The sequence below is a fragment of the Humiphilus diazotrophicus genome, from assembly GCF_059726315.1.
The window spans coordinates 3,479,746-3,505,179 of record NZ_AP040870.1; the positions used below are offsets into that span (position 1 = coordinate 3,479,746).

20 protein-coding genes are annotated in these 25,434 nt (G+C 53.2%); 10 read left to right on the forward strand and 10 right to left on the reverse strand.

What is annotated here, in order from left to right; all coding sequences use genetic code 11:
• Positions 1 to 58: 58 nt before the first annotated feature.
• Entirely contained in the window at positions 59 to 544 is a 486-nt protein-coding gene (locus AC6I7T_RS14930; RefSeq protein ID WP_497794285.1) for a hypothetical protein, read from the forward strand.
• 290 nt (positions 545 to 834) lie between these two features.
• On the opposite strand, the gene clpB is transcribed toward AC6I7T_RS14930, so the two are convergent.
• The 4 genes from clpB to AC6I7T_RS14950 all read right to left on the reverse strand — a co-directional run bounded on the left by clpB (position 835) and on the right by AC6I7T_RS14950 (position 8,192).
• Positions 835 to 3,459, reverse strand: a complete 2,625-nt coding sequence (gene clpB, locus AC6I7T_RS14935; RefSeq protein WP_497794286.1) for an ATP-dependent chaperone ClpB — start codon at positions 3,457 to 3,459, stop codon at positions 835 to 837.
• 112 nt (positions 3,460 to 3,571) lie between these two features.
• The gene (locus tag AC6I7T_RS14940) at positions 3,572 to 4,057 is read right to left on the reverse strand and encodes an Hsp20/alpha crystallin family protein (protein WP_497794288.1); all 486 of its coding nucleotides are present in this window, start codon (positions 4,055 to 4,057) and stop codon (positions 3,572 to 3,574) included.
• Between the two features lie 468 nt (positions 4,058 to 4,525).
• The gene (locus AC6I7T_RS14945; protein ID WP_497794289.1) at positions 4,526 to 6,754 is read right to left on the reverse strand and encodes a RelA/SpoT family protein; all 2,229 of its coding nucleotides are present in this window, start codon (positions 6,752 to 6,754) and stop codon (positions 4,526 to 4,528) included.
• A 97-nt stretch (positions 6,755 to 6,851) separates the two neighbouring features.
• Positions 6,852 to 8,192, reverse strand: a complete 1,341-nt coding sequence (locus tag AC6I7T_RS14950) for an alpha/beta hydrolase family protein (RefSeq protein WP_497794290.1) — start codon at positions 8,190 to 8,192, stop codon at positions 6,852 to 6,854.
• A 56-nt stretch (positions 8,193 to 8,248) separates the two neighbouring features.
• On the opposite strand from AC6I7T_RS14950, the gene AC6I7T_RS14955 reads away from it, so the two are divergent.
• Complete coding sequence (locus tag AC6I7T_RS14955; RefSeq protein WP_497794291.1) at positions 8,249 to 9,538, forward strand: class I SAM-dependent rRNA methyltransferase; 1,290 nt, start codon at positions 8,249 to 8,251, stop codon at positions 9,536 to 9,538.
• Between the two features lie 188 nt (positions 9,539 to 9,726).
• On the opposite strand, the gene AC6I7T_RS14960 is transcribed toward AC6I7T_RS14955, so the two are convergent.
• Positions 9,727 to 11,226, reverse strand: coding sequence for an anion permease (locus tag AC6I7T_RS14960; RefSeq protein WP_497794292.1), 1,500 nt, complete (start codon positions 11,224 to 11,226; stop codon positions 9,727 to 9,729).
• A gap of 135 nt (positions 11,227 to 11,361) precedes the next feature.
• Between AC6I7T_RS14960 and AC6I7T_RS14965 the strand changes: the two genes are divergently transcribed.
• Together AC6I7T_RS14965 and msrB are read left to right on the forward strand one after the other, a co-directional pair.
• The gene (locus AC6I7T_RS14965) at positions 11,362 to 11,757 is read left to right on the forward strand and encodes a RidA family protein (protein ID WP_497794293.1); all 396 of its coding nucleotides are present in this window, start codon (positions 11,362 to 11,364) and stop codon (positions 11,755 to 11,757) included.
• 70 nt (positions 11,758 to 11,827) lie between these two features.
• The gene (gene msrB / locus AC6I7T_RS14970; protein WP_497794294.1) at positions 11,828 to 12,256 is read left to right on the forward strand and encodes a peptide-methionine (R)-S-oxide reductase MsrB; all 429 of its coding nucleotides are present in this window, start codon (positions 11,828 to 11,830) and stop codon (positions 12,254 to 12,256) included.
• 115 nt (positions 12,257 to 12,371) lie between these two features.
• Here the strand turns inward: msrB and rpmB are convergent, their stop codons facing one another.
• The gene (gene rpmB, locus AC6I7T_RS14975; protein ID WP_497794295.1) at positions 12,372 to 12,560 is read right to left on the reverse strand and encodes a 50S ribosomal protein L28; all 189 of its coding nucleotides are present in this window, start codon (positions 12,558 to 12,560) and stop codon (positions 12,372 to 12,374) included.
• Between the two features lie 240 nt (positions 12,561 to 12,800).
• Between rpmB and AC6I7T_RS14980 the strand changes: the two genes are divergently transcribed.
• Positions 12,801 to 14,159 carry a glycosyltransferase family 39 protein gene (locus AC6I7T_RS14980; protein ID WP_497794296.1) on the forward strand — a complete coding sequence of 453 codons (1,359 nt, stop codon included), beginning with the start codon at positions 12,801 to 12,803 and terminating at the stop codon, positions 14,157 to 14,159.
• A 124-nt stretch (positions 14,160 to 14,283) separates the two neighbouring features.
• Here AC6I7T_RS14980 and AC6I7T_RS14985 read toward each other — a convergent pair whose 3' ends face one another.
• Together AC6I7T_RS14985 and AC6I7T_RS14990 are read right to left on the reverse strand one after the other, a co-directional pair.
• Entirely contained in the window at positions 14,284 to 15,966 is a 1,683-nt protein-coding gene (locus AC6I7T_RS14985; protein ID WP_497794297.1) for a hypothetical protein, read from the reverse strand.
• A complete protein-coding gene (locus AC6I7T_RS14990; RefSeq protein ID WP_497794299.1) occupies positions 15,954 to 16,991 on the reverse strand; it encodes an NAD-dependent epimerase/dehydratase family protein in 1,038 nt (345 codons plus the stop codon). Before AC6I7T_RS14990 ends, AC6I7T_RS14985 begins: the two co-directional genes overlap by 13 nt.
• A gap of 148 nt (positions 16,992 to 17,139) precedes the next feature.
• On the opposite strand from AC6I7T_RS14990, the gene AC6I7T_RS14995 reads away from it, so the two are divergent.
• The 4 genes from AC6I7T_RS14995 (at position 17,140) to rpmA (ending at position 21,106) form a co-directional block, all read left to right on the forward strand.
• Positions 17,140 to 18,753 (forward strand): glycosyltransferase family protein, encoded by a 1,614-nt coding sequence (locus tag AC6I7T_RS14995; protein ID WP_497794300.1) that lies wholly within the window; start codon positions 17,140 to 17,142, stop codon positions 18,751 to 18,753.
• A 76-nt stretch (positions 18,754 to 18,829) separates the two neighbouring features.
• Positions 18,830 to 20,176, forward strand: a complete 1,347-nt coding sequence (locus tag AC6I7T_RS15000; protein ID WP_497794301.1) for an ArnT family glycosyltransferase — start codon at positions 18,830 to 18,832, stop codon at positions 20,174 to 20,176.
• 188 nt (positions 20,177 to 20,364) lie between these two features.
• Positions 20,365 to 20,685, forward strand: a complete 321-nt coding sequence (gene rplU, locus AC6I7T_RS15005) for a 50S ribosomal protein L21 (protein ID WP_497794302.1) — start codon at positions 20,365 to 20,367, stop codon at positions 20,683 to 20,685.
• Between the two features lie 157 nt (positions 20,686 to 20,842).
• On the forward strand, positions 20,843 to 21,106 hold the full coding sequence (gene rpmA / locus AC6I7T_RS15010; protein ID WP_497794303.1) for a 50S ribosomal protein L27: 264 nt from the start codon (positions 20,843 to 20,845) through the stop codon (positions 21,104 to 21,106).
• A 78-nt stretch (positions 21,107 to 21,184) separates the two neighbouring features.
• Here the strand turns inward: rpmA and AC6I7T_RS15015 are convergent, their stop codons facing one another.
• Together AC6I7T_RS15015 and AC6I7T_RS15020 are read right to left on the reverse strand one after the other, a co-directional pair.
• Positions 21,185 to 22,099 (reverse strand): hypothetical protein, encoded by a 915-nt coding sequence (locus AC6I7T_RS15015; protein ID WP_497794304.1) that lies wholly within the window; start codon positions 22,097 to 22,099, stop codon positions 21,185 to 21,187.
• Positions 22,100 to 22,232: 133 nt separating this feature from the next.
• Complete coding sequence (locus AC6I7T_RS15020) at positions 22,233 to 22,421, reverse strand: hypothetical protein (protein ID WP_497794305.1); 189 nt, start codon at positions 22,419 to 22,421, stop codon at positions 22,233 to 22,235.
• A gap of 335 nt (positions 22,422 to 22,756) precedes the next feature.
• Between AC6I7T_RS15020 and gyrB the strand changes: the two genes are divergently transcribed.
• Positions 22,757 to 25,381: a DNA topoisomerase (ATP-hydrolyzing) subunit B gene (gene gyrB / locus AC6I7T_RS15025; protein WP_497794306.1), complete on the forward strand. Its 2,625-nt coding sequence runs from the start codon at positions 22,757 to 22,759 to the stop codon at positions 25,379 to 25,381.
• Positions 25,382 to 25,434: the final 53 nt, after the last annotated feature.

Below are 25,434 nucleotides of genomic sequence, written 5' to 3' on the forward strand. Positions count from 1 at the left end.
CACCCCTGTCGTATAAAAATATACATACATGTATGTATTTAATCAAAGGGTGGGCAAGATGACTCCTCTCAGCGATGTAGCAAGTTGCAGAATCTTCTTTGACTCTTTAGGTGCGCTTTTTCTTCTCGCATCCTCGATCCTTCCGGGGAACCAGGATTCCATCGAGGAGATTCTTCTGAGCGCACACGAACGCTGGAAAAAGCGCCCTGAGAATGAGTGGACACTTCTGAATGCCCAGAGAGATGTAGCCCTGGAAGCTATTGAGCATGGTGCAGCTCAACCGCAGGAGATGGTGGCTCTTGCACCCGTCGACAACAAGCTGCCATCCGAAGCCGAGTCGCTCTTGACCCTGCCGCTCCTTGAGCGGGTTGTTTTCCTTATGGGAACGGTATGCCGCTTCGGAGTCGATGAGATTTCCAAGCTGTTGAGGCTGCCCAGTGCAGATGTTCAATCTGCCCGCATTAATGCCTTCCAGCTTCTGCCAAAGGCCCGGAAAAGAGAGTGTGCGGTACAGGCGCCCGCTTTCCATGCCCTTACTGCTTAAGTTTGATCCAGACCAATAAGTCAGCCAAGGCCCTTGCTGAATCAATCTCGTCTGGTGGGGGACGGAATCATTCCGTCCCCCTTTACTAAGTTCCTCCCCCAAATGCCCACTCGATGACCGATTGTTATCTCATAAGCTTCTCTGTCTTCAGTCCACAGATAGCGGGAGAGTGAAATTCGCTACACCAGTAGCTAGCTACTTTCGTAGAATCCTTCCGGAATGCTTTAATGACGTCTGAAAACTGCAAAATTTTGGGGGAGGAACGAATCGTTCTTCCCCCAAATTACAGCTTAGGAGTTCGCAGTTACTTCTCTTCCAACGATCTCAAACCGCAATTGATTTCCGGTGGGATCGGCATCCACTCGAACGGTATCGCCGTGGAGCACCTCTCCATCCAGAATCTTGATCGCGAGTGGATCTTGCACCAGCCGCTGCAGGGCTCTCTTCAGCGGACGTGCACCATATACACGATCGTAGCCACCGATAAAGAGCACATGCTGCGCCGACTCGGTAAGCTCCAGCGTAATCTTACGATCCGCTAACAGCTTCTTCAGATCATCAAGCCGTAGTTCGATGATGTGTTTCAGCTGGTCCTCGCCAAGCGGACGGAAGATAACAATATCGTCAACACGATTAAGGAACTCCGGCCGGAAGCTCTGCCGTAGAACTTCCATCACCTGCTCCTTTGCCTGCTCAAAGGCATAATCCGTCTCCAGAGCTTCTGCCGATAATGCCTGCGCCCCGAGATTCGAAGTCATAATCAGAACCGTATTCTTGAAATCTACGGTTCTCCCCTTCGAATCGGTTAAGCGGCCGTCGTCGAGGACTTGCAAGAGCACATTAAAGACATCCGGATGCGCCTTCTCGATCTCATCGAAAAGCACTACCGAATAAGGCCTGCGACGTACAGCCTCGGTCAGCTGGCCGCCCTCGTCATAGCCGATATATCCCGGAGGGGCGCCGATCAGACGAGCCACGGCATGTTTCTCCATGTACTCGCTCATATCGATGCGGACCAGGGCTTGTTCATCGTCGAACAAGAATTCCGCCAGTGCACGTGCAGTTTCAGTCTTTCCGACACCGGTAGGGCCGAGGAAGATGAAGCTGCCAATCGGTCGTTTAGGATCGCTCAAACCGGCGCGGGAACGGCGAATCGCATTCGCTACCGATTGCAGAGCCTCGTCCTGCCCAATAACGCGCTGGCGCAAGCGATCTTCCATATGAACAAGCTTGCTGACTTCGCCTTCCAGCATCTTCGCTACGGGAATTCCAGTCCACTTGCTTACTACGGAAGCAATGTCTTCCTCATCGACTTCCTCTTTCAACATCCGCTGTGTTTGAACATCTTGCCGCGCAGTCAGCTGCTTCAACTCTGCTTCCAGCTTTGGCAATTCTCCGTATTGAATCTGAGCTGCACGATCCAGCTGGCCACGACGAGTCTGCTCTTCCGCTTCAAAGCGTAGACCTTCTATCTTCTGCTTTAGCTCACTGACTCGGGCAATCGCCTCGCGCTCTTTCTGCCAGCGAGCACGTAGACCTGTGGTCTTCTCCTTCAAAGCAGCAAGTTCTTTCTCGACCTCGGCAAGACGTTCTTGCGAATTTTGATCCGTCTCCCGTTTTAATGCCGCCCGCTCGATTTCGAGAGAGGTGGCATCGCGTTCCATCTGATCGATCTCCGTAGGCACCGATCCAATCTGAATCGCCAGAGATGCCGCGGCTTCATCGACCAGATCGATTGCCTTGTCCGGCAAGAATCGATCGGAGATATAGCGATGCGACAGCGTCGCTGCGGCAACAATCGCCGCATCCTTGATCCGCACCTTATGGTGCGATTCATAGCGCTCTTTCAATCCACGCAGAATCGCAATCGTATCCTCGACATTTGGCTCGCCGACAAAGACGATCTGGAAACGCCGCTCCAGTGCCGCATCCTTTTCGATGTACTTGCGATACTCATTCAGAGTGGTGGCCCCAATAGCGCGCAACTCGCCTCTAGCCAAGGCAGGCTTCAGCATATTCGAAGCATCAATCGCGCCTTCTGCGGCTCCGGCACCTACCAGAGTATGAAGCTCGTCGATAAAGAGGATTATCTGACCATTCGACTCTTCAATTTCTTTTAGAACCGCCTTTAGCCGGTCCTCAAACTCGCCACGGTACTTGGCTCCTGCCAACATGGAACCCAAATCCAGCGAAATGACTCGCTTGTCGCGTAAGACTTCCGGCACATCGCCCTGAATGATGCGGCGCGCCAGTCCTTCCACGATGGCCGTCTTACCTACACCCGGCTCACCAATCAGCACTGGGTTGTTTTTAGTACGACGGCTCAGGACCTGGATAACGCGGCGGATTTCTTCATCACGTCCGATCACCGGATCGAGTTTGCCTCTTCGCGCTAACTCAGTAAGGTCCTTGGCGTACTTCTCCAACGCCTGATATTTCGCCTCAGGATTCGGATCCGTTACACGCTGAGAACCACGAACCGCAGTAAGAGCCCGCAGGATTGCGTCGCGGGTAGCCCCGTGAGCAGCTAAAGCCAACTGCGCAGGATCTTCCTTCTGATCTGCAAGGGCCAGGAGCATGTGCTCTGTCGAGACATACTCGTCTTTAAAATTCTGTGCTTCCTTAAAGGACTGATCCAACACCCGATTGAGCACATTGCTCATGCCGGGCTGGGCACCGGCTCCCGATACCTTAGGAAGTTTTTCGAGGACACGATTGACATCGTGCAGAAGCCGCTCCGTAGGGACGCCAAGCTTTTCCAGTACGGGCACGATGATCCCCTCACGGTCCTCCAAGAGTGCAGCCAAAAGGTGTACCGGCAAAAGCTCCGGATTACCGTTATCGGTCGCCAACGAGCTGGCAGACTGCATCGCCTCTTGCGACTTAACCGTCAATTTGTCCCAACGAATCGCCATAGTGAATGTACCTGTTCTTTAGTTTGCGAAAGACAGCAGCGGGAACCAGTATGCACCGGTTCCCGCCGCCTTCACTCAGGAGAATTCCGCTTTCCCCTCGCCTAATCTCTACTTAGGCAGCAGGCTTGGCTTGACCAGACTCAACCTGCTTGGAAGTACCGATGTTGACCTTGATCTGTTTCGGCTTGGCTTCTGCCTTCTTGTGCAGACTTAACTGCAGGACGCCAGCCTCATAGCTTGCATCAATGTGCTCGGTATCGACCGTGTTCGGCAACGTGAACGCGCGATAGAAGCTGCCATAACGGCGCTCGAGACGGTGGAAATTCTCTTCTTTCTCATCCTTCTCCATCTTGCGCTCGCCACGGACAGTCAGAGTATTGTTCTCAACACGAATATCCAGATCTTCTTGCTTAATGCCTGGCACTTCCAGCTTGAGAACAACCTTTTGCTCGTCTTCATAAATATCTACTGCGGGAACGAAGCTGGCCGTCGTCAAGACATCGTTGTTCTCTGTGCCGGAAAGGTCACGGAAAAGAGAGTTCATACGATTTTGCAGTGCCACTACTTCACGAAATGGATCCCAACGAGTAATTGCCATGATGTTTCCTCCAGAACCTAATTCAGTTTGGAACTCGAACCCCTTCGCACCTCATGCGCTCCAGGGGAGTTCCATCTACATCCGATCTGATTCAGACTATAGCACAGCAGTTGCATAAATTGTGAGCGTAATTAACTCATATTTTATGCGTACGAATATGCGGTTGATAAATAAGGAAATAGCAGTCAGCTGGTAAAGCGGTCAGCTAAACTCCGGCCAGCTAAGAACCAGTCAGCAAAGCAATATCGCTTTGCTTCTCCTATTCCGCAGGGCTATAGGACTTGGATTTAGTCGAGAAATTGGAGAGAGAATGGAGAGATTTTGAGGCGAGAACCAGCCGTCACCGTACGGAGGTTCTCCATTGTTTTGTCGAACAGGGGACACCGTGACACTGTTTCAGAGAACCAGCCATCCCGCTGACCGGAGTTTAGCTGGCCGCTTTACCAGCCGACCGGCTCTTAGCTGCTTTTAGAGCTTCTGTGCACGTTGGACTTCGCGAACACCTGTCAGGCGCCGTAGTCCCATAACCAGTCGGTTCAGATGGCGAACATCTTCAGCTTCAATAGTGAATTCGACAATCGCCTCACCACTTTCTTGCGCCTTAAAATCGACTCCGCGAATATTCGTACCATCGTCGCTGATCACGGCAGTTAATTCCTTCAGCATTCCCGGGCGGTCGTCGCAATAAACAGTAAGCCGAACAGGGTAGGTCATTTTGCGACCCTTTACCTCATCCTGGCTACGAGCCCATTCGACAGCAATACGGCGATCCGATTCGTACAGCAGATTCTGTACATTAGGACAGCTACGGGCATGTACGGCAACGCCCTTTCCGCGGGTGACGTATCCGACAATCTCCTCCCCGCGGATCGGATTACAACATCGCGCACGGTAGACAAGCAGATCGTTTTGACCCTCAACCTGCAGAGAGTCCGATCCGCTCATGTGGACGCGCTTGACCGTCTCCGACATTCCGGACTTGGAGTCAACCGGAACATCCGCTTCGGGAAGAGGTGCCGAGGTGACACCCGGAGAGAGCTTGTTCAACACCTGGCGAGCGGAAAATTTTCCGAAGCCAATGTTGGCCATCAGATCGGTAGCCGTCGCGACCCCATATTCCCCGGCAATACGAGCGTAATCCGCGTCGTCGAAGCGAGTGAGCGAAACCTTGTATTTGCGGGCTTCGCGCTCTAAAAGCTTGCGCCCGATCTCAATGGCACGTTCTCGCTGATGCTCATTCAGCCAGTGCTTGATCTTGTTGCGAGCACGAGGGCTTTTGACAAAGCTGAGCCAATCGCGGCTGGGCGTATGGCCCTTCTGCGTAATGATCTCGACAATGTCGCCATTCCGCAGACGGGTGCGCAATTGCACCATACGACCGTTGACCTTGGCTCCGACGCAGGTATGCCCCACTTCCGTATGAATCGTGTAGGCAAAATCTACCGGGGTTCCGTCGGCAGGCAGAACGACAACCTTCCCCTTTGGAGTGAAGGTGTAGACCTCTTCCGGATAGAGATCGATCTTCAACGTCGAGAGGAACTCATTGGGATCGGTCATCTCCCGTTGCCACTCGACCAGCTGCCTTACCCATGCCAGCCGCTGCTCATCGCGAGCGCTGATGGGCATATTTCCGGCCTTATACTTCCAGTGGGCCGCGATACCTTCTTCAGCAATGCGATGCATCTCCTCGGTTCGGATCTGCACCTCAAATTGATGTCCGCCCTCTCCCATCACCGTCGTATGCAGAGATTGATAGAGATTCGGGCGGGGCATGGCAATAAAGTCTTTGATACGTCCCGGGACCGGTCGCCAGATAGAGTGGATCAGGCCAAATACTGCGTAGCAGTCCGGAACGCTCGCCGTAATTACGCGAATAGCCAACAGGTCATAAACCTGGTCGACGGAGACGCGGGACTTCTGCAGCTTTTGGAAGATGCTGTAAAGACGCTTGATACGCCATTCGACGCGGGCTTTGATGTTGTTCTCCCGCAGCCGGTCAACCAGCGTGTCCTCGACCATCCGGAGGAACTGCTCGCCCTCCTGACGCCGGGACTCTACGGCCTCGGAGACCTGCTGGAAGCTGACGGGATCGACGTATCGGAAAGCCAGATCCTCCAGCTCTCCACGCACCTTGCCCATTCCCAGGCGGTGGGCCAAAGGCGCATAAATATCAAGTGTTTCCCGCGCAATGGATTCCTGACGATCCGGCTTCAGGTGCTCAAGGGTTCGCATATTGTGCAAGCGGTCCGCCAGTTTAATGAGCACGACGCGCACATCGCTCACCATGGCAAGAAGCATCTTGCGGACATTCTCCGCCTGACGGTCCTCGCGGTTGGCGAATTGGATCTTGTCGATCTTGGTGACGCCTTCGACGATATGGGCAACCTGCTCGCCGAACTGCTCGACGATGTCTTCGGTTGTAACCGGCGTATCTTCTACTGCGTCATGGAGTAGACCGGCCGCAATGGCTGTGGCATCCAGCTTCATCTCAGCCAAAACATGCGCTACTTCCAGAGGATGGATAACGTATGGCTCACCGGAGGCACGCAATTGCCCCTCATGGTGCTTCAGGCAGAATTCCCAGGCCTTGCGGATGACGTTGGCATCATCAGAGGGACGGTTGGCGCGCACCGTTTTCAAAAGAGCTTCGAATTTTGCGGCGGTATCTTCGACCGAGGTCTGGTGCGCTGTTGCCATACCTGATTATAGGCGCGTTAAGCAAAATCCTCATGAAGGAGCTGAGGAAGCATTTCCAACTTCAGAAAATCTTCCTTTCAGCCTCAAGAAAGAGGCATTACTCCGGCTTGCCCACCTCTCTCGGCTTTTGCGGCGATGCCGGACGGACGGTAACAGCCGGAGGCGCGGATCCAGGTAAAAGCCCCGGTGTCGGCCGCTGCCCCTGATGCAGCCAGGCGACCAGCTCATCGAAGGCCTGACCGGTCTGGTCGGCGGTGATATTGCAATGACCGTCTCTCTTTACATATTGCTGAACGAAGAGATCCCCCACTCCGTGGCGAAGCGTAATCATGTTGTAGTAACCGGTCGTCTCTGCCGGTACCAGCGGATCATATACGGTATGAACCGCCAGCAGCTTCTTCTTCAATTCTCCAGTCGGAGTGTAATTTTGAACGAGATAGTTCACCGCCTTGTCATCGGCACTGTAGCGCCGGACCTTGTCGTTCAGGGCATTGTCGTCGGTCGTCCCCGTATAGATGAGATTGCGATTGTCAAAAGGATTTCCACCGGCTTTCATCCTCAGGTCCTTGATTACAAAGGTATTGAAAACCAACACATCGGCTAATCCGCGGCTGGTATGGATATTCGAAAGGTCCCGCAAAATCGAGGCCTGCGCTGGGGCACTGTTCAACGCCTTTTCAATTGCATTGATCGTCGGCAGATCATTGATATTGAAGGCCTCGGGAATGTGCTCCACATCAGGAAGAATTCCCGGGAAAAGCGCATCGAAAGCCACGCGATTTGCAAATGCCTTTTGCATGACCCAATTGGCAGGAGCCAGTACTCCGCAAAAGGCCAGCCCTCCGGAATAGGCATCTGCATGCTGCTCCAGCGCCATCACGACCAGGAGTCCTCCCATGGAGTGCCCCATCACCAGGGTCTCTTTCGGATTTCCGTATTTCTTGGCGAAATAGCGTCGTAGGGATTCGCCATCTCTGGCAGCAGCAGCCACGGCCCATCCACCCTCGGAGTATCCGGACTGAGCCACGGCATACCCCCGGTTCAGAACTTGCTGCAAAACGCGACCCGGGGGATAGGGCTTGCCATCCGCCCCCAAAGCAAACTTGTGCGGCTTTTGATCGTATCCGTGAAAATACAGAACCAACCCACGATTCCACCCCTGTCCGGGGATATCGATACGAAAGGAGGCCCCGCCGATCTCTCCCAGCTCCGTAGAAACCGGAACAGCAGGGGGCTCTACAGGAGTGGGAGGTTTCTCCGGTGCCTTTTCCGCGCTCCTTACCGGGGTTTGCTGAGATTGTGCCGGCGAGCTGTTTACGAGATTACTTTGCTTCTTTTCCTGATTGGTTTTCCCACTGTCCCGGTTCGTCGGACTAACGGTTTGCGCCTGGACCAGAGCCAATGCGAGCCAGAAAACACCTATCCACCACCGCCTCAAGCCATCTTCTCCTGCGGTAAGAGATAAAACACCGTAAGATCACCTGAGGGTTTCAGATGCGATCTAGCAAACAAACGCGACAGAAAACAACGAAAGCACAGAAGAGTCAGGAACAAACACCTGTCCATAACACCTTTGAAGGTCCCGTCGCGATAGTCTCGCGGCGTGCTGCCGATAGACTTCGCGCCGGACACGTCTGGGTCTACGCCTCCGATATCGAGGAGGTACAAGCACCGGAAGAGGAGACTCCATCGATACTGCCGGTAACAGATTCTCGAGGCATTCTATTGGGCACCGCTCTCTACAGCCCGGCCTCGCAGATCACGCTTCGGTTGATATCGAACGAACTGTTGGACGAATCCCACTGGTTGTCTTCCCTAGCTGAGCGCCTGCGTCACGCGATAGCTCTCAGGCGTCCCATGTTGAACGATGAGACGAACGCATGTCGCATTGTCTTCAGCGAAGCGGATGCGATTCCAGGCATGATTGCCGATAAGTACGGAGACCTGGTCCTGCTCCAATTACTCACAAAAGGCCTCGACAATGCAGCAGTCCGCACAGTCGCAGTTCAGATACTGACAAAAGAACTCTCCCCTGTTTCCATCATGGAAAGGCCCGATGCCCGGATTCGTGAGTTGGAACAACTCTCTACACCGGAGACGGCGCCGCTCTTTGTGACCGATCCGGAGCACCCTCTCACAGCAACCACCTTTCGGCTAAACGGTCTTGAATTTCACTACGATGCCGATGCAGGCCAGAAGACGGGAGCCTTTCTCGACCAGAGAGAAAACTACGCGGCAGCAGCACTCTATGGCTACGGAGAAGCCTTGGACGTCTGTTGCTATCAGGGTGGCTTTTCACTTCACCTGGCGAAATCATGTGAGCGAGTTACCGGAGTGGATCAGTCACGTGCGGCCTTGGAAGTTGCAGAACGCAATCTTGAATTAAACCGCCACCAACTGAAGGCCGACGTTGACTGGATGGAGGCAAATGCCTTTGATCTTCTTCGCGATTGGTCGGTAGCTGGAACACTTTACGACACCATCGTTCTCGATCCACCGGCTTTTGCGAAATCGAAGCGAGCTGTAGAGGGTGCTGTCCGTGGTTACAAGGAACTCAACTTGCGGGCAATGAAGATGCTGCGCCCGGGCGGAGTTCTCATCACCTGTTCTTGCTCGCATCACGTATCGCCTGCGGAATTTCAGGCTGTAGTCTCTGCGGCTGCCGGAGATGCGAAACGGCGCGTGCGGTTAGTTGAGCGGCGCGGCGCCGCTGCCGATCACCCAGTTGTGCTGACAATTCCGGAAACCGAATATCTGAAGTGCTTGATTTGTGTTGTAGAGTAACTTCGCCGGACGATCGGCACAGTAAACGAACTATTGCTGATACATATATCCCGTAGCACTTATGCAGCTGAGAAAATGCGAATCTCAGCTGCACGTTGGGAGATAGGTTCACAGCAAATCCTTTATCGAAGCAGTTAAGCTATCCATGGCTTCTCCTGGTGAAAACTCTTCAGATCCGGAAATACCTCTCATATCGCGTGGCGAAAGAAGAAGAGTACCCAGGGAATATCTATCGCTAAGAACAGCAGCAAAAATATCGAACCAAAGATGGTGCCTAGTTTCCAGAACTCGGCCGAAGAAATGTATCCGGAGCCGTAATAAATAGGACTGGAACCACAGCCAAAGGGTGTCAGGATTCCCATAATGCCTAATTCAAGGCAAAGCAGCATGGCAAACTGTGGAAGAGGGATTCCCGGAATGCCTGCGCCAACGGCCAGCATCACCGGGAGAAGAGCCGTGGTGTGAGCCGTAACGCTGGCAAACAGATAGTGCGCAACAAAGAAGACAATCAGCAATCCTGTCATGGCTACCAGCGGAGAGAATCCAGCCATGCGTGAGGCTACAACTCCGGCAAACCACTTTACGAATCCCACCCGATTCAAGCCGTCGGCCATATCAATCAAAGTAGCAAACCAGACAAAGGTTCTCCAGGCACCTTTGTTGGCCATAATCTCGCCCTCTGAAAGAATGCCGCTGACAAGCATGAGGCAGATAACCACCAATGCCGCTGTCGTTGCATCAATCCACTGTCCGGCAAAGATCCATAGCCCTAGCGCAGCTACCACCAGAAGAGCCAGCAGCAGTTCTTTCCGGGTGATCTTGCCCATCTGTTTCAGCTCTGTATCGGCCCAGGCGGAGACAGCCTCACCCTCCTTAACCTCGGGAGGATAAAGCCAATAGGTCAGCAGTGGTAGCAGGACGAGCAAGATCAAGCCAACGGGTGCAAACGAGAGGAACCACTGTGTCCAGGACAACTGCACGTTACCGATTTTGCGGACCAGTTGCACTGCCAGCAGATTGGGAGCAAGTCCTGTCAGAAACAGGGAACTTGTAATCGAAACAGATGCAATTCCGATCCACATAACATAGGCGCCCAGCTTTCGCCTGGAAGGATCGTTTGGTTTCGATCCATAGAGTGGCGGCAAGTTGGCAATGATCGGATACAACGTGCCGCCACTTCGTGCCGTCGACGAGGGTGTAAATGGAGCAAGAAAGGCATCTGCAAAAGCAATGGAATAGCCAAGCGTCAATGTTCGCCTGCCCATGGAGCGCACGAGCAGCAGGGCCAGACGTTTTCCCAATCCGGTCTTTTCATAGCCAAGAGCAAACATGAACGCGGCAAAGATCAGCCATACCGTATGATCGGCAAATCCGGAAAGGGCCCAGTTCAGCCCCGCATCTGCAGGACGGAAGCCGGCAACCGCCAACTGCTCGGGAGAAAAGAGGACAAACCGCGGCAGTGCGGCAACCAGCGTGATACCGATCAATCCGATGACGGCGCCGGGCAAGGGCTCCAGAACCAATCCGACGATGACGCCCGCAAAGATTGCGAAATAGTGCCAGGCATAGGAAGGAAGTCCGACCGGAGCTGGGATACAGGCAAGAAGCACCGGAATCAGGACTGTGAACACTCCCTTCCAAAGAAGGGGCTTACTCTTCCCAGCTGTTCCTGGGTGAATGTCTGTCATTGAGGAAAATTCCTGCTGGCAACGATAGCCGGGAGCGACTACATCTCCTCGTGACCATCCTCACAAGCAATAAAGCCCTCTCCAAAACGGGAGACGATGTATGACAAGCAACATTCCGGTTAAGCTGGAAGCATTATGAGCAACAAAAAGCTTCAGATCGCTACAAAGGGTGCTCCTGCGGCCATTGGTCCATACTCGCAGGCGGTGCGTGTCGGCAACATGCTGTTTACCTCCGGTCAAATTCCGCTGGACCCGGCCACCGGCCAGCTTGTCGCAGGTGGAATCCAAGAGCAGACCACCCAGGTTTTGGAGAATCTGAAGGCCATTGTTGCTGAAGCAGGGGCTGACCTCTCGCATGTCGTCAAGACAGTTGTCTTTCTCAAAAACATGGGCGATTTCGCAGCAATGAATGAGATTTATGCCAAGTATCTGGCTGGAGACGGGGTCGTCGCACCTGCTCGCTCTACGGTGGAGGTAGCACGTCTGCCGAAGGACGTTCTCGTCGAAATCGAAGTCATCGCCGAGCTCTAGAGAAAGGCGTACAGCAGGGAGATGTAACCCTCCAGGGCTCTGAAGAATCGAATAGCCAAGAGGGATCCCCATGACTGATTTAAAGACCGAAACGAAAGCTCCAGCAGAGAAGGTCGCTAGAACGGAAGAAGAGTGGCGCAAAGAGCTTACGCCGGAACAATATCGCATCCTCCGGGAGAAGGGGACAGAACCACCCTTCACCGGAGCGCTGTACCACAATCATTCCGATGGAATGTATCACTGCGCAGCCTGCAATGCTGCTCTCTTCCCTAGCGATACGAAATTCGAATCCGGTAGTGGCTGGCCCAGCTTTTGGATGCCGCTCTCTTCGGAAGCCGTGATAACACATGAAGATAACAGCCATGGAATGAGAAGAATCGAAGTAACCTGCGCCCGCTGCGGAGGGCATCTGGGACACGTCTTTCCAGATGGCCCGCGTCCGACAGGACTGCGCTATTGCATCAATTCTGGTTCACTAAAGTTCGAACCGAAGGAATAGAACCGCTCAAGAGCACAAGGCATGCAGGGTTAGGGAAAGGAAACACGGAAAGCCCCGCAACTCCACTGAGAGTGGCGGGGCATTTCTTTTAGAACTTAAATTTTGCGGCCAGAAACTAGGCCTTGGTGACCTTGCCTGACTTGATGCAGCTGGTGCAGACACGCAAACGCTTGGCTCCGCCTTCAACCTTGGCCTTAACTGGGCGAAGATTTACATTCCAGCGGCGCTTGGTCACGTTGTGCGCGTGCGAGATGTTGTTGCCGAATTGCGGTCCCTTGCCGCAGATTTCACAAACCTGTGCCATGACTTCACTCCAAAACCGTAAACTTTTTCGCGCAGAAGGAGACGTAAAAGGCTATAGCCATGAAAACATGTCTCTCACGGAGAGGCGGCAAACATATAGGCGCACGCCTAGCTGCGGAGTTTTTAGTATAGCCGTACATTCCCTTTCCCAGCAAATAGGGGCAGCTGAAATTTGGCTGGCTTCCCGCCTCTGCAAGCGACGATTTACTTGTTTACAATCAACCATTCAGAGAATAAAAGCGTGGAAATCAAGTATTCCCAACAAATACAGCAAGATAGCAATCTATCCGGGCAAAAGAGCCATCAGTGCCCGTGGACAATCTTCTGGGTCGCTCTCATCGTGCGTCTGCTGTATATCACGTTGGCCCATCCTTACCGTTTTCACAATTACCCCTGGCCCAATCACTTTCAGTTTGGGTGGGAGGCTGGGCAAATTGCAGCGGCTCTGGCGGAAGGACGAGGCTATTCCGATCCCTTCGAATGGGGTCACACCGGGCCGACAGCCTGGCTCACTCCCTTATTCCCACTTCTGCTGGCGGGCGTATTTAAGCTCTTCGGAGCCTTCTCTTTAGTCTCGGGATGGGTAATTCTTGCCATCGACTCCGTTTTTTCGGCCTTCATTGTCCGTACTATCTGGGAAATTTCCAGCCGCTGTTTCAACCAGCGCGTTGCCCTCTGGTCTTCCTGGATCTGGGCACTTCACCCCGCAGCCATGCAGTATGCCGTTCGCTGGGTTTGGGACATGACTTTGACGCTCTTGCTCTTCCAATGGGCGTTGGTCCTGGCATTGCGGATGAGGGGAATCGGCGGAACAGACGGGAACGATAGAAGTACCTCCCGCTGGATCTGGTTCGGAATCGTTTGGGGCCTTATTGCTCTTAGCAGCCCAGCAGCCCTTTTATTGCTGCCTGTCTGCGGACTTTGGATTTTGAAAGGCAGCCCTAACTACAAACAACAATTCGGCCGGGCCGTCCTGTCGGCTGTGCTCTGCCTGGCAATTATCTCTCCCTGGACCTGGAGAAATTGGAAGGTATACCACCACTTCATTCCGTTGCGCGCCAACTTCGGAGTAGAGCTATATCTCGGGAATTCACCTCTTTCCGGAGGCTTGCTGGCTGGATATTGCCATCCCAGCGAGGCCGTCGATCAGTTTCAGGCCTATGCGCGACTGGGGGAACTGGAATATTCGAAGTCGAGACTGGAAGCGGCAAAGGCCATCATTCGCGAAGATCGTGGACATTTCGCGTTCTTGACTCTGGAAAGGGTCTATATCTTTTGGGCACTGGGGACGGTTCACACCATGGGCCATCCCTTCAACGAGATATTCCGGGAGTTGAACCATGCTTTCGCAAGTTTGGTTGGACTCCTGGGCCTCGGCCTAGCCCTGCGGCGAAAGATTCCAGCAGCCTGGCTCTTTGCCATGGCCTTTCTTCTTATCCCGTTGCCTTACTACGCGACAATTGTCATCTCCAGATATCGACACCCTCTCGAACCATTGATCGTGATCCTGGGAGTTTTTCTCTTCCAGTCGGCAACAAAGCGGTCTGGGGGCGCCAAACACCAAAACAGTCTTCAGGCCGAATCCGCACAAAACACTTAAACATAGATTCAAATCCGAACAGAAGAGCGGAGCGAATAAAGCGAATGCCCCCTGACAATAAAAGTCAGGGGGCATCTGTATTTGTTGCACTTTCAATTAAAGACTCTTATCTGCTCAGAGATCTCTATTCGGAAGGCTGCAGAATCGCTTGGCAGAGGGTCGCAAATCTGCCGGTACGCATCGGAGCATAACCGCAGTAGCGATGAGTTTCCCGATAACCGTGGGAAACGTAATAGTCTCTGATACCGTAGTCGTCTCCCATGTAATCCGCTGGAGTCTCCTTTACAGGAGATCCCGACAAGTAATGCCAGCCATGAATGATGCCTTGCTCATCCCAATCGGTGGCCTGTGAAACGACCACATAATCCGGATGCTGACGAAGGGTCATCGGAGCTTGAGCATTGACCTGCGCCTTGTTACTCCATGACCAGTACTCGTGTTCGGTCTGGTTGATATACGTGGGATGGCCCAGGTAAGCTACCGGGCCGACGGTTAGGAAGTAGAATCCAGCAACCTTCTTTCCCGTTGCATTCTGACGCAGGAAGTCAGCGGCTGCACGATCCCCCGAGAATTGACCCTGTACATCGTGTTTCAAAGCTCTTGCCGTCCAACCGATCTGTTCAACACACATCACGATCAGAGCAATAACAAGTAATCTCTCCCGCCAGATCGCAAAACCGGTCTCAGGCTTTTGCTGTGGCCACGTCAACCATAAAGCAACTAGAAAGGAAGCGAACAGAGTTCCCGTGTGCCACGGTCTCAGATACATGCGAGAGAAGAAGACGACCATCAACAGATAGGGAAGCAGCCCTATCCAAAGCTGGGATTTAGAAATTCCAGCTTCTCCGCTCTTTGCCTTCCTGCCAAAAGCACGCAGGATCAGCAGAACAAAGAGAGCCAAACCTAACAGATGAGACTCGGAGAGTGGATAAGTAATGACGGACAGCTGTTTAATCACCGTCAACTGCTTTGCTTCCCATTTCGTCTTAGTCTGTTCAGGCATCTGAGCCGGAGTCAGCTCTTCGACGGAACTGGAAGCCTTCTTATCTATCTGCCCGGGACCTGCGGACAGATTCTTGTCGAATTTCTTTCCGTGTAGTGCTTTTTGAATACGCACACCCGGTTTCATCGCGATATCGGATGGAGGGAATGCCGTAGCAACCGCAGTCACCCAGAAAATCGCAAATAGCCCAAGAGCAACCATTACTGTCTGCTTTCTCTTTTCCATAGAAAGCAAACGCGGATCTTTGCGCCAGGCAAGCAGAAAGGCAATCGCCAAACCTGTTGCCGCAACAAATCCGTGGAGAGAGACATTCGCGAGTAAACCTGCTGCAACTGCCAAGGCAACCAGACGCAGACGCTCTCCCGAAAGCAGTGCCGCAACAGAAAAGATCAGCACAGGAAAGAGAACATAACTTCGGGCTACAACCGCATTCTGATAGGCCAGGAAAAATGTGAAAGGGAGAAGAACTCTCAACAGCAGAGGGAAGGGCGACCAGCGCAGCAGTACAAAGGCTCCCACAACTGCAATGGAGCCAGCAACCCAGTGCATCCCTTGAAACGAAAAATGAAGGCGGCTAAGGAACCAAAGGAGGCTATGCCAAAGTGCGGGGCTCCCTTCATACCGGACACCATGTATCAACAGCTGCCACCAGCCCAGGTCACGTGCTAGCAGCCAGGCTTGAGCCTCATCTCCCCATCCTTCATGAACAGCTACGCCCGTCCCGACTACGATGCAAAATACGAGAAAAGCAAGAGACTCTATCCATCCAAAACCCGGCTTACGCCGTCCACTTACGAGATCCATTTCAATATCCGGATAACACCCATTGCTGAAGGCTTGCTGTGTGCCGATACATCTTTACGATGGTGGATCTCGGTTTTCCGTTCGGCATAGTAACGATAGGCACGCACCATCATTTGTTCATTGGTCAGAGTAGGTTTCCAACCAAGACGCTCGCGAATCTTGGTGGTGTCGAAGAGAAAGTCTTCGGCAATCATCCGATAGTGATAGGGCCCGAGTGGAGAAATCTTTAGTTTGTGAGCCAGCTTCATCGCTGCAATTGTGAGGCCCTCTGGCAGAGAACAAACACGGGACTTGCTTCCGGCTTCGCGGATTACGGACTCATATACCTCACGGAGAGACTTCACATTGTCCGATCCGATGTGGAAGATATCCGAACCTTTGTAACCCAGAGATTTCAGGCAGGCATCAGCCAGGTCCTGAGCGTAGATGAATTGATAACGATTCGAGCCATCGCCTACGACCCAGACCTTCTTTCCCTCTTCCATGAATTCGAAGAGAATCGCCAGCAAACCAAGCCGTCCGCTATCGATAATGGTAGGGCAGCGGATAATAACGACGCTCATGTCCTGGCTGTATTTCAGGAGAATCTGTTCTGCCGCCAGCTTCGATTTGCCGTAAAGTTCCACAGGCTCCGGCTTCTCGTCTTCACGAACCGGATGGCCAAGATTGCTGGCCCACAGACAATTGGTCGAAGTGAAAACCAGCGATGAGATGCCGAATTGACGACAGGCCTCTGCGACATTGGAAGTTCCATCTACATTGGAAGTCCAAAGCATGGTTTCCGAGATAGGTCCGTGCGCCAACATCGCTGCACAATGAAAAACCGCAGAGAACTGGCCTTCCTCAAAAACCTTCTTGAGCAGGTCCTTGTCCCGAATGTCTCCCTGAACGCTGGTGAGATTGGGATGGCTATCTGTGTCAGCAACCAGATCGATATTCGTGCATAAGAATCCTTCCGCAAGCAGGCGCCTCTTAAGCACCCCGCCGAAGAATCCCGATCCACCGGTAACTAGAACTTTATTCATCGCTCATCATTCTATGCTGGTGTTCTTCCCTACGTCCCGCCGGAATCTTCCGGATTTTTCTTTGGCCATAGAAAGCCCCGGCTTTTGCCGACAGAGAAAGAAATACTCCACAGCTGGAAGGTTATCCTGCGAGTATAGAAGCAGATTGATGGGTCATTTTATGGAGAAAGTCGCACCACAGTCGCATGGGCCCTTGCGGTTATTTCTTTTGGCCGCCAGCCTTGTGCTGCTAGGTTCTGCTAGCCTGTACTTCGCCTTTACCTGGCGCTGGCCTCTGGTGGGCGACGCGTCGTTGATTCACTACATCTGCTTCATGATGGATCACGGAATGGCGCCTTACCGCGATCTCGGCGACATGAATATGCCGGGCTCCTTCCTGGTGGAGTGGACAGTGATGCACACGCTCGGAGGCGGAGCAATCGCGTGGCGGATCTATGATTTTCTCCTGCTGCTCACCGCCTCGGCAGCGATGCTTTCGATTACTTCTCGTTACAGCTGGTTCCCTGGAATCCTTGCCGCTGCACTCTTTGCTTTAGCTCACGGACAAGATGGCATTGCGCAAGGCGGACAGCGCGATCTCACGATGGCCGTTTCCTTGTTGCTGGCTACCGCATTCCTCTTTCGATCGCTACGAAGAAATGAAGCGCGATGGTCGGCGCTATTCGGCCTCTTTGCCGGACTGGCTGTAACCATTAAGCCCACTGCACTTCTATTCGCACTTGGGCTTTTGGCGATGGCGGCCTTTACACAGCACCGGCGCGGAGAGAGCTATACGAGGGCTGTTTTCGCCGCAGCATCTACTTTCTTCATTGCTCCTTTGATAGCACTGCTCTTTCTCTGGCGCGAGGAAGCTATTCCTGCATTTCTGCATGGGCTGCAGACGGTTGTCCCCTTCTACGCCAGTCTGGGACATCGTTCGTTCGGCTATCTGCTGACGCACAGCATTTCCCCACTGCTCCCGATGGTAATTGTCTGGATTGTCGTCCTGGCACTAGTCAGACCCAAACTCAGCTGGGAACGGGCAGCATTATTTGCCGGTATAGCCTTCGGACTCATCTCTTTTGTCGTGCAGGCCCGGGGATACTCCTATTATCGCTATCCGCTGCTTGTCTTCTTACTCCCACTGATGGCAATGGACCTGACAGCTCCCGTGCTGAAACAGCCATCCGTGCAAAGAGCGGGAAAGGCAGCGCAGATCCTGGCCCTTGTAGGTATCTTTATTGGAGCCTTCGTCATTGCACCAGTCTCTGCACGCAAGATTCTCTCCTTCGACTGGCGGAATCTGGATTTCATAGACTCTCTGGAAGCGGACTTGAATCGCCTTGGCGGGCCAGCGCTCTCCGGGCAGGTGCAATGCATCGACTCTGTTTCAGGCTGCGGAACAACCCTCTACAAAATGAGGTTGGTGCAATCGACGGGAGTTCTTTCCGACTTTTTACTATTTGGACCCGCAGACAAAGCTGCCGTTCGAGAGACACGGGAGCAACTTGATCGGGAGATTGCAGCAAAACCGCCAGCTGTCATCGTCGTAACCAGCTTCCTTCATATCGACAATGCAGATGGATACACGAAGCTGGATCGCTGGCCCCAATTTCGGGACTATCTCTCCACGCAATACTGCATAGCAGTCGATTGGAAGCCGACCCGGCAGGAGAAGTGGTGGAGCCGGGCGGAGTGGCCGAGGGGATATCGAATCTACCTTTCAAGAACGAGCCAATTCGCCTCCGCCTGCACGCTACACTCCGGATCAGGTACTCCCTGAGGTAAGCGCCGCAGTCTATATACCCGCCCGGTGTTTTATGTTTTTATCTCAGATGGAGTAACCGCTAAGGAGCAGCATGCACGTCCAGAGTACGCAACCGATGCACCACGATGAGGATCGTCCACAAAGCGAAACGGGCAGGCTATTCCCGTTCCCATGGAAGATCTTCTGGATTGCATTGCTTATCCGGCTGCTCTACATCACTGTGGCACATACCTACCGCTTCAGGACCTATCCCTGGCCTCATCATTTTGGCTTTGGATGGGAGATGGGGCAGATTGCCGCGGCTTTAGTCAGCGGCCGGGGCTACGCCGACCCTTTCAGCTGGGGTCCGAGTGGTCCAACGGCTTGGACCACCCCGCTTTACCCCCTGCTCCTGGCCGGAGTATTCAAGATTTTCGGGACTTTCTCGGCACTCTCCGGCTGGGTCATCCTGGCGTTGAACTCTCTTTTTAATGCACTGGTAGTGCGCACCACCTGGGAAATTGCCTGCCGCTGCCTTAACAAACGTGTGGCGCTCTGGTCAGCCTGGATTTGGGCGCTCTATCCGGCAGCCATGCAATATGCCGTCCGCTGGGTCTGGGAGATGTCGCTCACGCTGCTCCTCTTCCAGTTGGTTTTGGTTCTAGCCCTGAGGATGCGCGGTATTGGAGACGATACCGAGAAAGGCAGCCTGCGTCGCTGGGTACTCTTTGGAGCGCTCTGGGGCACAATTGCTCTCAGCAATGCGTCTTTGCTTCTCTTCCTTCCTGTCTGCGGAATCTGGATTTTGCTGGATAGCGGACAGTGGAAGCAGCAGATTGCCCGGGCAACGGTGGCTGCTGTCATATGTATAGCCATTGTTACCCCTTGGGTTTTGAGAAACTGGCAGGCTTTCCATCATTTCGTCCCTCTGCGGGCGAACTTCGGAGTGGAGTTCTACCTGGGAAACGGGCCTGAATCCAATGGGCTCGTCAAAGCCTATAGCCACCCGAACGAAGCTCTCGATCAGTTCTATACCTACGTCAGGATGGGCGAATTCGAATACGCAAAGATGCGCGGGAAAGAGGCCAAAGAGTTCATCCAGACGCATCCCCGCCACTTTGTGCTCGTTTGCCTGAAACGGGTCTACTACTTCTGGGCAGGCACTCCACTGCCGGATACCAAGCCCATCGTCGAAGCAGGACGAAATTTGAACTTTTGCTTTGGAAGCATTGTGGGAATTCTGGGTATTCTTTGGGCTGTCCGAAGGAAGATCCCTGCAGCCAGTCTTTTTGCCGCAGCATTCCTTTTACTCCCTGCCGTCTACTACACTGCTTTTGTTGCAGCTCGTTTTCGGCATCCCATTGAGCCGTTAATAACGATTCTGGGGGTTTACCTCTTCCAATCGGCCAAACGTCGCCGGCCAGAGAAGAAGGCACCAGAAATCGCAGCTGCCAATTGACCTGAGACGGCTCAAACAGTACACTTATCTAGTTTGGCGATTCTGTCCGTACGTCTAACCTGACTCGCTCGCCCATCGCTGTGGGTTGATTATTAGAGCCCGGGGTCGAGGTTTTGGCACGTAAGTCTCCGCCCAGCTAAAAGTTTGAGTTTGATGCGCGCGCCGTATTGAGGCGTGCTGGAGGCATTATGTACGCGGTGATCCGCACAGGTGGGAAGCAGTACCGTGTCGCTCCGGGCGATGTGGTTAAGGTGGAAAAGACGGCTGTCGAAGGCGATACCGTTGAATTCAGTGATGTTCTGGCAGTCTCCGGTGAGCCCGGAACCGTCCAGAAGCCCGCAGCCGCAAAGGTTGTCGCTTCTGTTCTCGGTGAAGGCCGCGGCGACAAAATCCTTGTCTTCCATTACAAGCGGAAGAAGCAGTACAAAAAGCTGCAGGGACACCGTCAGGGATTCATCCAGGTCCGCGTAAACGAGATTCAGGTGGACGGAAACACCTACAAGGCCTAAGACGGCCTGGGCACCTCTGGCGCTAGGCAGTTCTTGCGCAGATGTAGCCAAACCAAGAAGATTTCGCAGTTTTCCGGAAAGAAGGCTGCACCTGGCAACTACCGTCCGAAAGTTTTCGGTAGTGCGAGAAACGCTCGAGAAGCGAGGTTATTGAGATATGGCACATAAAAAGGGCGGCGGAAGTTCCAGTAACGGCCGCGACTCCAATGCGCAGCGGCTTGGTGTAAAAGCCTTCGCAGGGCAGCTGGTTACCGGCGGCTCCATCATTGTTCGTCAGCGTGGAACACCAATCAAGGCTGGTTTGAACGTAGGACGCGGATCCGATGACACCTTGTTCGCCAAGGTTGACGGACGTGTTCGCTTCGTTGATCGCGGACGCACTGGCCGGTTTGCTGTTATCGATCCAGTCACAGCTGAGTAAGCCACTTTCAAGCTCAAACAAAACGCCCGAACCATAACGGTTCGGGCGTTTTTATTTTTGATGGCAAGTGGAGCAGCTCTAGCTCACCTGTTCGACCGACTTCTTGATGCTGTTATTCATCATCACCTTGTCGACCGCCCTTTCAACCTCGGGAATCACAAAGCTCGATGGCGAACCACCCACAGCTATCTTGGCTTCGCCAAAGCCCAAAGCCAGGGCAATCTCGTTCCAACGTATCAGCGGAGAGGTCACAGGAAGCATAATCGGCTTTCTGGAGGGCTCGGCGCGTAATCCGTAGACAAGCCATATCCCCATGCAGAGGATTTGAACCACCTCATTGGCGATACTCAAAGCCGAGTGCAAACCGCTCTGGCGGGTCGCAATGACAGAGTAGACGAGGTATTGAAAGGAAAGAACTCCCATTCCAAAACTGATTCCGAAGATCCGGCTCTTAAACCCAAGCCCAAGCTTCGTGACAGTCAGGAACAAAATCATGAGTAGGCAGATCTCCAACACGCTTACACACCGCATAAGCGCTCTGGCTGTATCCACCAGCAATCCGGGACGAATTTGAAATTTAAGCGGTACTATGCCTGCCGTTACAGCCATCAGTACACAAACGCCACCAGCCCAGTAAAAGACCCTACGGCCAAGATCTTTCAACCCGGCTAAGGGCGACATCGCTGCACTGTACAACTGCAGCATAGTCGCAAAAATGGCTACGGCACTGATTAGGAACAGGCCCCAGAAAGTGAAGAAATAAATCGCGTAGATCTGATGCTGGCTTAATGGTAAAAAAGGATACTTTTTGAAGTAATACGTAAGAAACAGCAGATTCGAGCAGATTCCTTCAACGACCCTGAGGAAAAAATAAACTACCAACGCAGAGAAGCGTTGGCGCATGTCCTTGGATCGCAAAAATACTGCGAGCAAGGCCACCGCCAATCCCAATTCGGCCAGGGTCGACAGAAACATTGTTGTAATAGACGACATTAAGCGGCCCCCGACGAGTTATTAGAATAGCCCGTTTATAAAGGCCGCTCAATGAAAAACCCTCTGATAATCAGCAATCATACGTACCCATATCCGAGGTTACTGTCTCGGTATTACTACTCAAATCTTGGTATTACTGCCCGAAAGGGACACAGGTTGGATCGAAAGGATCACACATCGGCGGCGGTCCGCTCAAAAACGAGACAGGATTGGTACTCGCGACATGGTGAGAAGCAACGGTGCTGGTGGTTTGCGTGGGTTGGGCCATCATGGCTCCGGCAAAAGTCAGGCTGAGGGCGAAAGCACGGACAAAGTATTTCATAATTAGTTACTCCTTTTAATTTCTCTCTCTTAGGGATTCTTCCCTTCGACAAGAGGGAGTATTGTCGTTATGAGGTAGTAAGTCCATTAAATTCAGTTATATTAGAAAGTATTTACCCCCTACGATTACTAAGGTAATCAGTAATTATTTAGTAATATTTAGAATAAAATCAGCAAGGGTGAAACGAGCCCCGAGCAAAGATCAAAGGTGGCTGTGAGGCCGTGCTATAATGGAGAAGCAAATGCGGGTAAAACCTTCGCTTTCATGCAGTTAAGCTGCTCAGCTTCCCGCTCTCTCTTTGAGCTGTCTTGAAGGGTTTTCCGCACCGGAGTTTCATGTCAACCAAAGAACTGACTTCCGCGCAAGCTACAGACGCGTCTTCTTCCTCCATGTCGAATTCTTCATCTCCTACCCCTGGTCCTGAGTACACAGGCGAGAGTATTAAGGTCCTGGAAGGGCTGGAGGCGGTTCGACTTCGCCCTGCCATGTACATTGGCTCGACGAGTGAGATGGGATTACACCACCTCGTATATGAGGTCGTCGACAACTCCGTCGACGAAGCTTTGGCAGGCTATGCCTCCCATATCGAGGTCCTCATCCATGTCGATAACTCCATCACTGTCATTGACGACGGAAGAGGTATTCCGGTTGATGAAATGACGCTGCCTACGGGGGAGCGCCTTCCGGCCGTACAAGTCGTCCTTACCAAGCTGCATGCCGGCGGTAAGTTCGATACCTCGACCTACAAGGTCTCCGGCGGATTGCATGGTGTCGGCGTCTCATGCGTGAATGCACTCAGCGAAAATTTCGATGTCGAGATCTGGCTGAACGGGCACACCTACGAGCAGGACTACTCCTGCGGCATTCCCATCTCGCAATTGCGGCAGACCGGTACTTCGAAGAAACGCGGTACTAAAGTTCATTTCTTGCCGGATAAGTCGATCTTCTCCGTCACGGAATACAATTACGACACTCTGGCGCAAAGACTTCGCGAACTGGCCTTCCTGAACAAGGGATTGGTCATTACGCTCACCGACGAGCGTGTGACGGATCCCAAGACCGGCGAGCCCAAGCACAGCGAATTCAAATACGCCGGCGGTATCGCAGAATTCGTCAAGCACCTGAATAAGGGCAAGCAGATACTGCATGACAAGCCCATCACCATGGAAGCCAGCAGAGATGGCGTGGAGATGGAAATCGCTCTGCAGTACAACGACAGCTACTCCGATACGCTCTTCAGCTTTGCCAACAACATCAACACGGTCGATGGTGGTACACACCTCTCCGGTTTCCGCTCTGCACTCACGCGCACGATCAACAGCGCCGGCCAGCAGCTCGGACTCTTCAAGGATGTTAAGGAAAACCTCTCCGGCGACGATGTTCGCGAAGGACTGGTGGCCGTAGTCAGCGTCAAGCTACCGCAGCCACAGTTTGAAGGGCAGACAAAGGGCAAGCTGAATTCCGATATCGCTGGAACGGTCCAGGCCTTCGTTAATGAGAAGCTGGGCATGTTCCTGGAGCAGAATCCTCAGGTAGCAAAGAAGATCATCAATAAAGCCATTGAGGCATCCCGTGCCCGTGAAGCAGCCCGCAAGGCTCGCGACCTCACACGCCGCAAGGGAGCGCTGGATGGTGGCGGCTTGCCAGGAAAGCTGGCTGACTGCAGTGAGCGCCAGCCCGATCGCTGCGAACTCTACCTGGTCGAGGGTGAATCCGCAGGTGGAACAGCGAAGCAGGGACGCGACCGTCGTTTCCAGGCCATCCTCCCGTTGAAAGGTAAAATCCTCAACGTCGAGAAGGCCCGCTACGACAAGATGCTCGGCCACGAAGAAATCCGTGCCATGATCACGGCATTGGGATGCGGCATCGGCAAAGAGGACTTCGATCCGACGAAGCTTCGCTACGGCAAGATCATCCTGATGACCGATGCCGACGTCGACGGCTCCCACATCCGCACGCTGTTGCTGACCTTCTTCTTCCGTCACATGACGGATCTGATCAAGCGCGGACATGTGTTTATCGCACAGCCGCCGCTCTTCAAGATCAAGAAGGGCAAGTCGGAGCAGTACATCAAGAATGAGCGCGATTACTTCAAGGTGATGGTCAAGAGAGCCTCGGAAGGAATCACTGTTCGTTACGGAGATGGAACCAAGACTCTTGCCGATGCGGACCTGAATAAATTCATGAACCAGCTGCACGAATACCTTGATCTCTTCGAGAAGGTCAACAAGCGGTTGCGGAATGAGAAGGTCACACAGGCATTCGCCGATATCTTCTGCCATGAAGGCAAGGAGCCGGTGAAGCGTACAGACTTTGAATCCTCAGCGACTCTGGAAGCTCTGAAAGAGCGTTTGCTGGCGATTCAGGTCAGCGAACAATTTAAGGCTGTCAATGATCCTGCCCTGGATGAGGAGCATCAAACCTGGTCCTTATCGTTCGTCGATTCCCAGGGTGCTACCCGCTTCATCAACTGGACCTTTGCGGCAGCTCCGGAAACGCGTCAGTTGTTGGCAAGACATGCTCAGCTACGTGATCGTCTGGATCCGCCTTTCACCGTGGAATATGCGGGGAAGAGTGCGCAGCAGGCTGCTGCCGATTCGGAGGATGCAGACGAAGAGACAGCAGGAGAGAAGGAAGCAGCCAAGTCAGCACCCAAGCGCACCAATCGTGCTGTCCACGAGCCGGTATCCAAGGCCACACCTCGTGAGCTCTTCGAATATGTTATCGAGCAAGGGAAACGCGACTTCCAGGTACAGCGTTACAAGGGTCTGGGCGAAATGACGGCTCCGCAGCTGTGGGAAACCACCATGGATCCTGAGCGCCGCACTCTGCTCCAGGTGAAGCTGGAAGACCTGACCGAGACCGAAACCATCTTCACTACACTCATGGGAGAAGATGTCGATGCCCGTCGTAAGTTCATTGAAGAAAATGCACTCGACGTCAAAAACCTCGACATCTAAAAAGATCGGCACGAAGATACAAATTGCTTCAACTAAGCTAGAAAAGCCCCGGA

What these genes read in the sequence shown, in the direction of transcription:
- AC6I7T_RS14930 (WP_497794285.1), top strand. Translation starts at nt 59, where the DNA reads ATGACTCCTCTCAGCGATGTAGCAAGTTGCAGAATCTTCTTTGACTCT.
- clpB (WP_497794286.1), bottom strand. Translation starts at nt 3,459, where the DNA reads ATGGCGATTCGTTGGGACAAATTGACGGTTAAGTCGCAAGAGGCGATG.
- AC6I7T_RS14940 (WP_497794288.1), bottom strand. Translation starts at nt 4,057, where the DNA reads ATGGCAATTACTCGTTGGGATCCATTTCGTGAAGTAGTGGCACTGCAA.
- AC6I7T_RS14945 (WP_497794289.1), bottom strand. Translation starts at nt 6,754, where the DNA reads ATGGCAACAGCGCACCAGACCTCGGTCGAAGATACCGCCGCAAAATTC.
- AC6I7T_RS14955 (WP_497794291.1), top strand. Translation starts at nt 8,249, where the DNA reads ATGCGATCTAGCAAACAAACGCGACAGAAAACAACGAAAGCACAGAAG.
- AC6I7T_RS14960 (WP_497794292.1), bottom strand. Translation starts at nt 11,226, where the DNA reads ATGACAGACATTCACCCAGGAACAGCTGGGAAGAGTAAGCCCCTTCTT.
- AC6I7T_RS14965 (WP_497794293.1), top strand. Translation starts at nt 11,362, where the DNA reads ATGAGCAACAAAAAGCTTCAGATCGCTACAAAGGGTGCTCCTGCGGCC.
- msrB (WP_497794294.1), top strand. Translation starts at nt 11,828, where the DNA reads ATGACTGATTTAAAGACCGAAACGAAAGCTCCAGCAGAGAAGGTCGCT.
- rpmB (WP_497794295.1), bottom strand. Translation starts at nt 12,560, where the DNA reads ATGGCACAGGTTTGTGAAATCTGCGGCAAGGGACCGCAATTCGGCAAC.
- AC6I7T_RS14985 (WP_497794297.1), bottom strand. Translation starts at nt 15,966, where the DNA reads ATGGATCTCGTAAGTGGACGGCGTAAGCCGGGTTTTGGATGGATAGAG.
- AC6I7T_RS14990 (WP_497794299.1), bottom strand. Translation starts at nt 16,991, where the DNA reads ATGAATAAAGTTCTAGTTACCGGTGGATCGGGATTCTTCGGCGGGGTG.
- AC6I7T_RS14995 (WP_497794300.1), top strand. Translation starts at nt 17,140, where the DNA reads ATGGGTCATTTTATGGAGAAAGTCGCACCACAGTCGCATGGGCCCTTG.
- AC6I7T_RS15000 (WP_497794301.1), top strand. Translation starts at nt 18,830, where the DNA reads ATGCACGTCCAGAGTACGCAACCGATGCACCACGATGAGGATCGTCCA.
- rplU (WP_497794302.1), top strand. Translation starts at nt 20,365, where the DNA reads ATGTACGCGGTGATCCGCACAGGTGGGAAGCAGTACCGTGTCGCTCCG.
- rpmA (WP_497794303.1), top strand. Translation starts at nt 20,843, where the DNA reads ATGGCACATAAAAAGGGCGGCGGAAGTTCCAGTAACGGCCGCGACTCC.
- AC6I7T_RS15015 (WP_497794304.1), bottom strand. Translation starts at nt 22,099, where the DNA reads ATGTCGTCTATTACAACAATGTTTCTGTCGACCCTGGCCGAATTGGGA.
- AC6I7T_RS15020 (WP_497794305.1), bottom strand. Translation starts at nt 22,421, where the DNA reads ATGAAATACTTTGTCCGTGCTTTCGCCCTCAGCCTGACTTTTGCCGGA.
- gyrB (WP_497794306.1), top strand. Translation starts at nt 22,757, where the DNA reads ATGTCAACCAAAGAACTGACTTCCGCGCAAGCTACAGACGCGTCTTCT.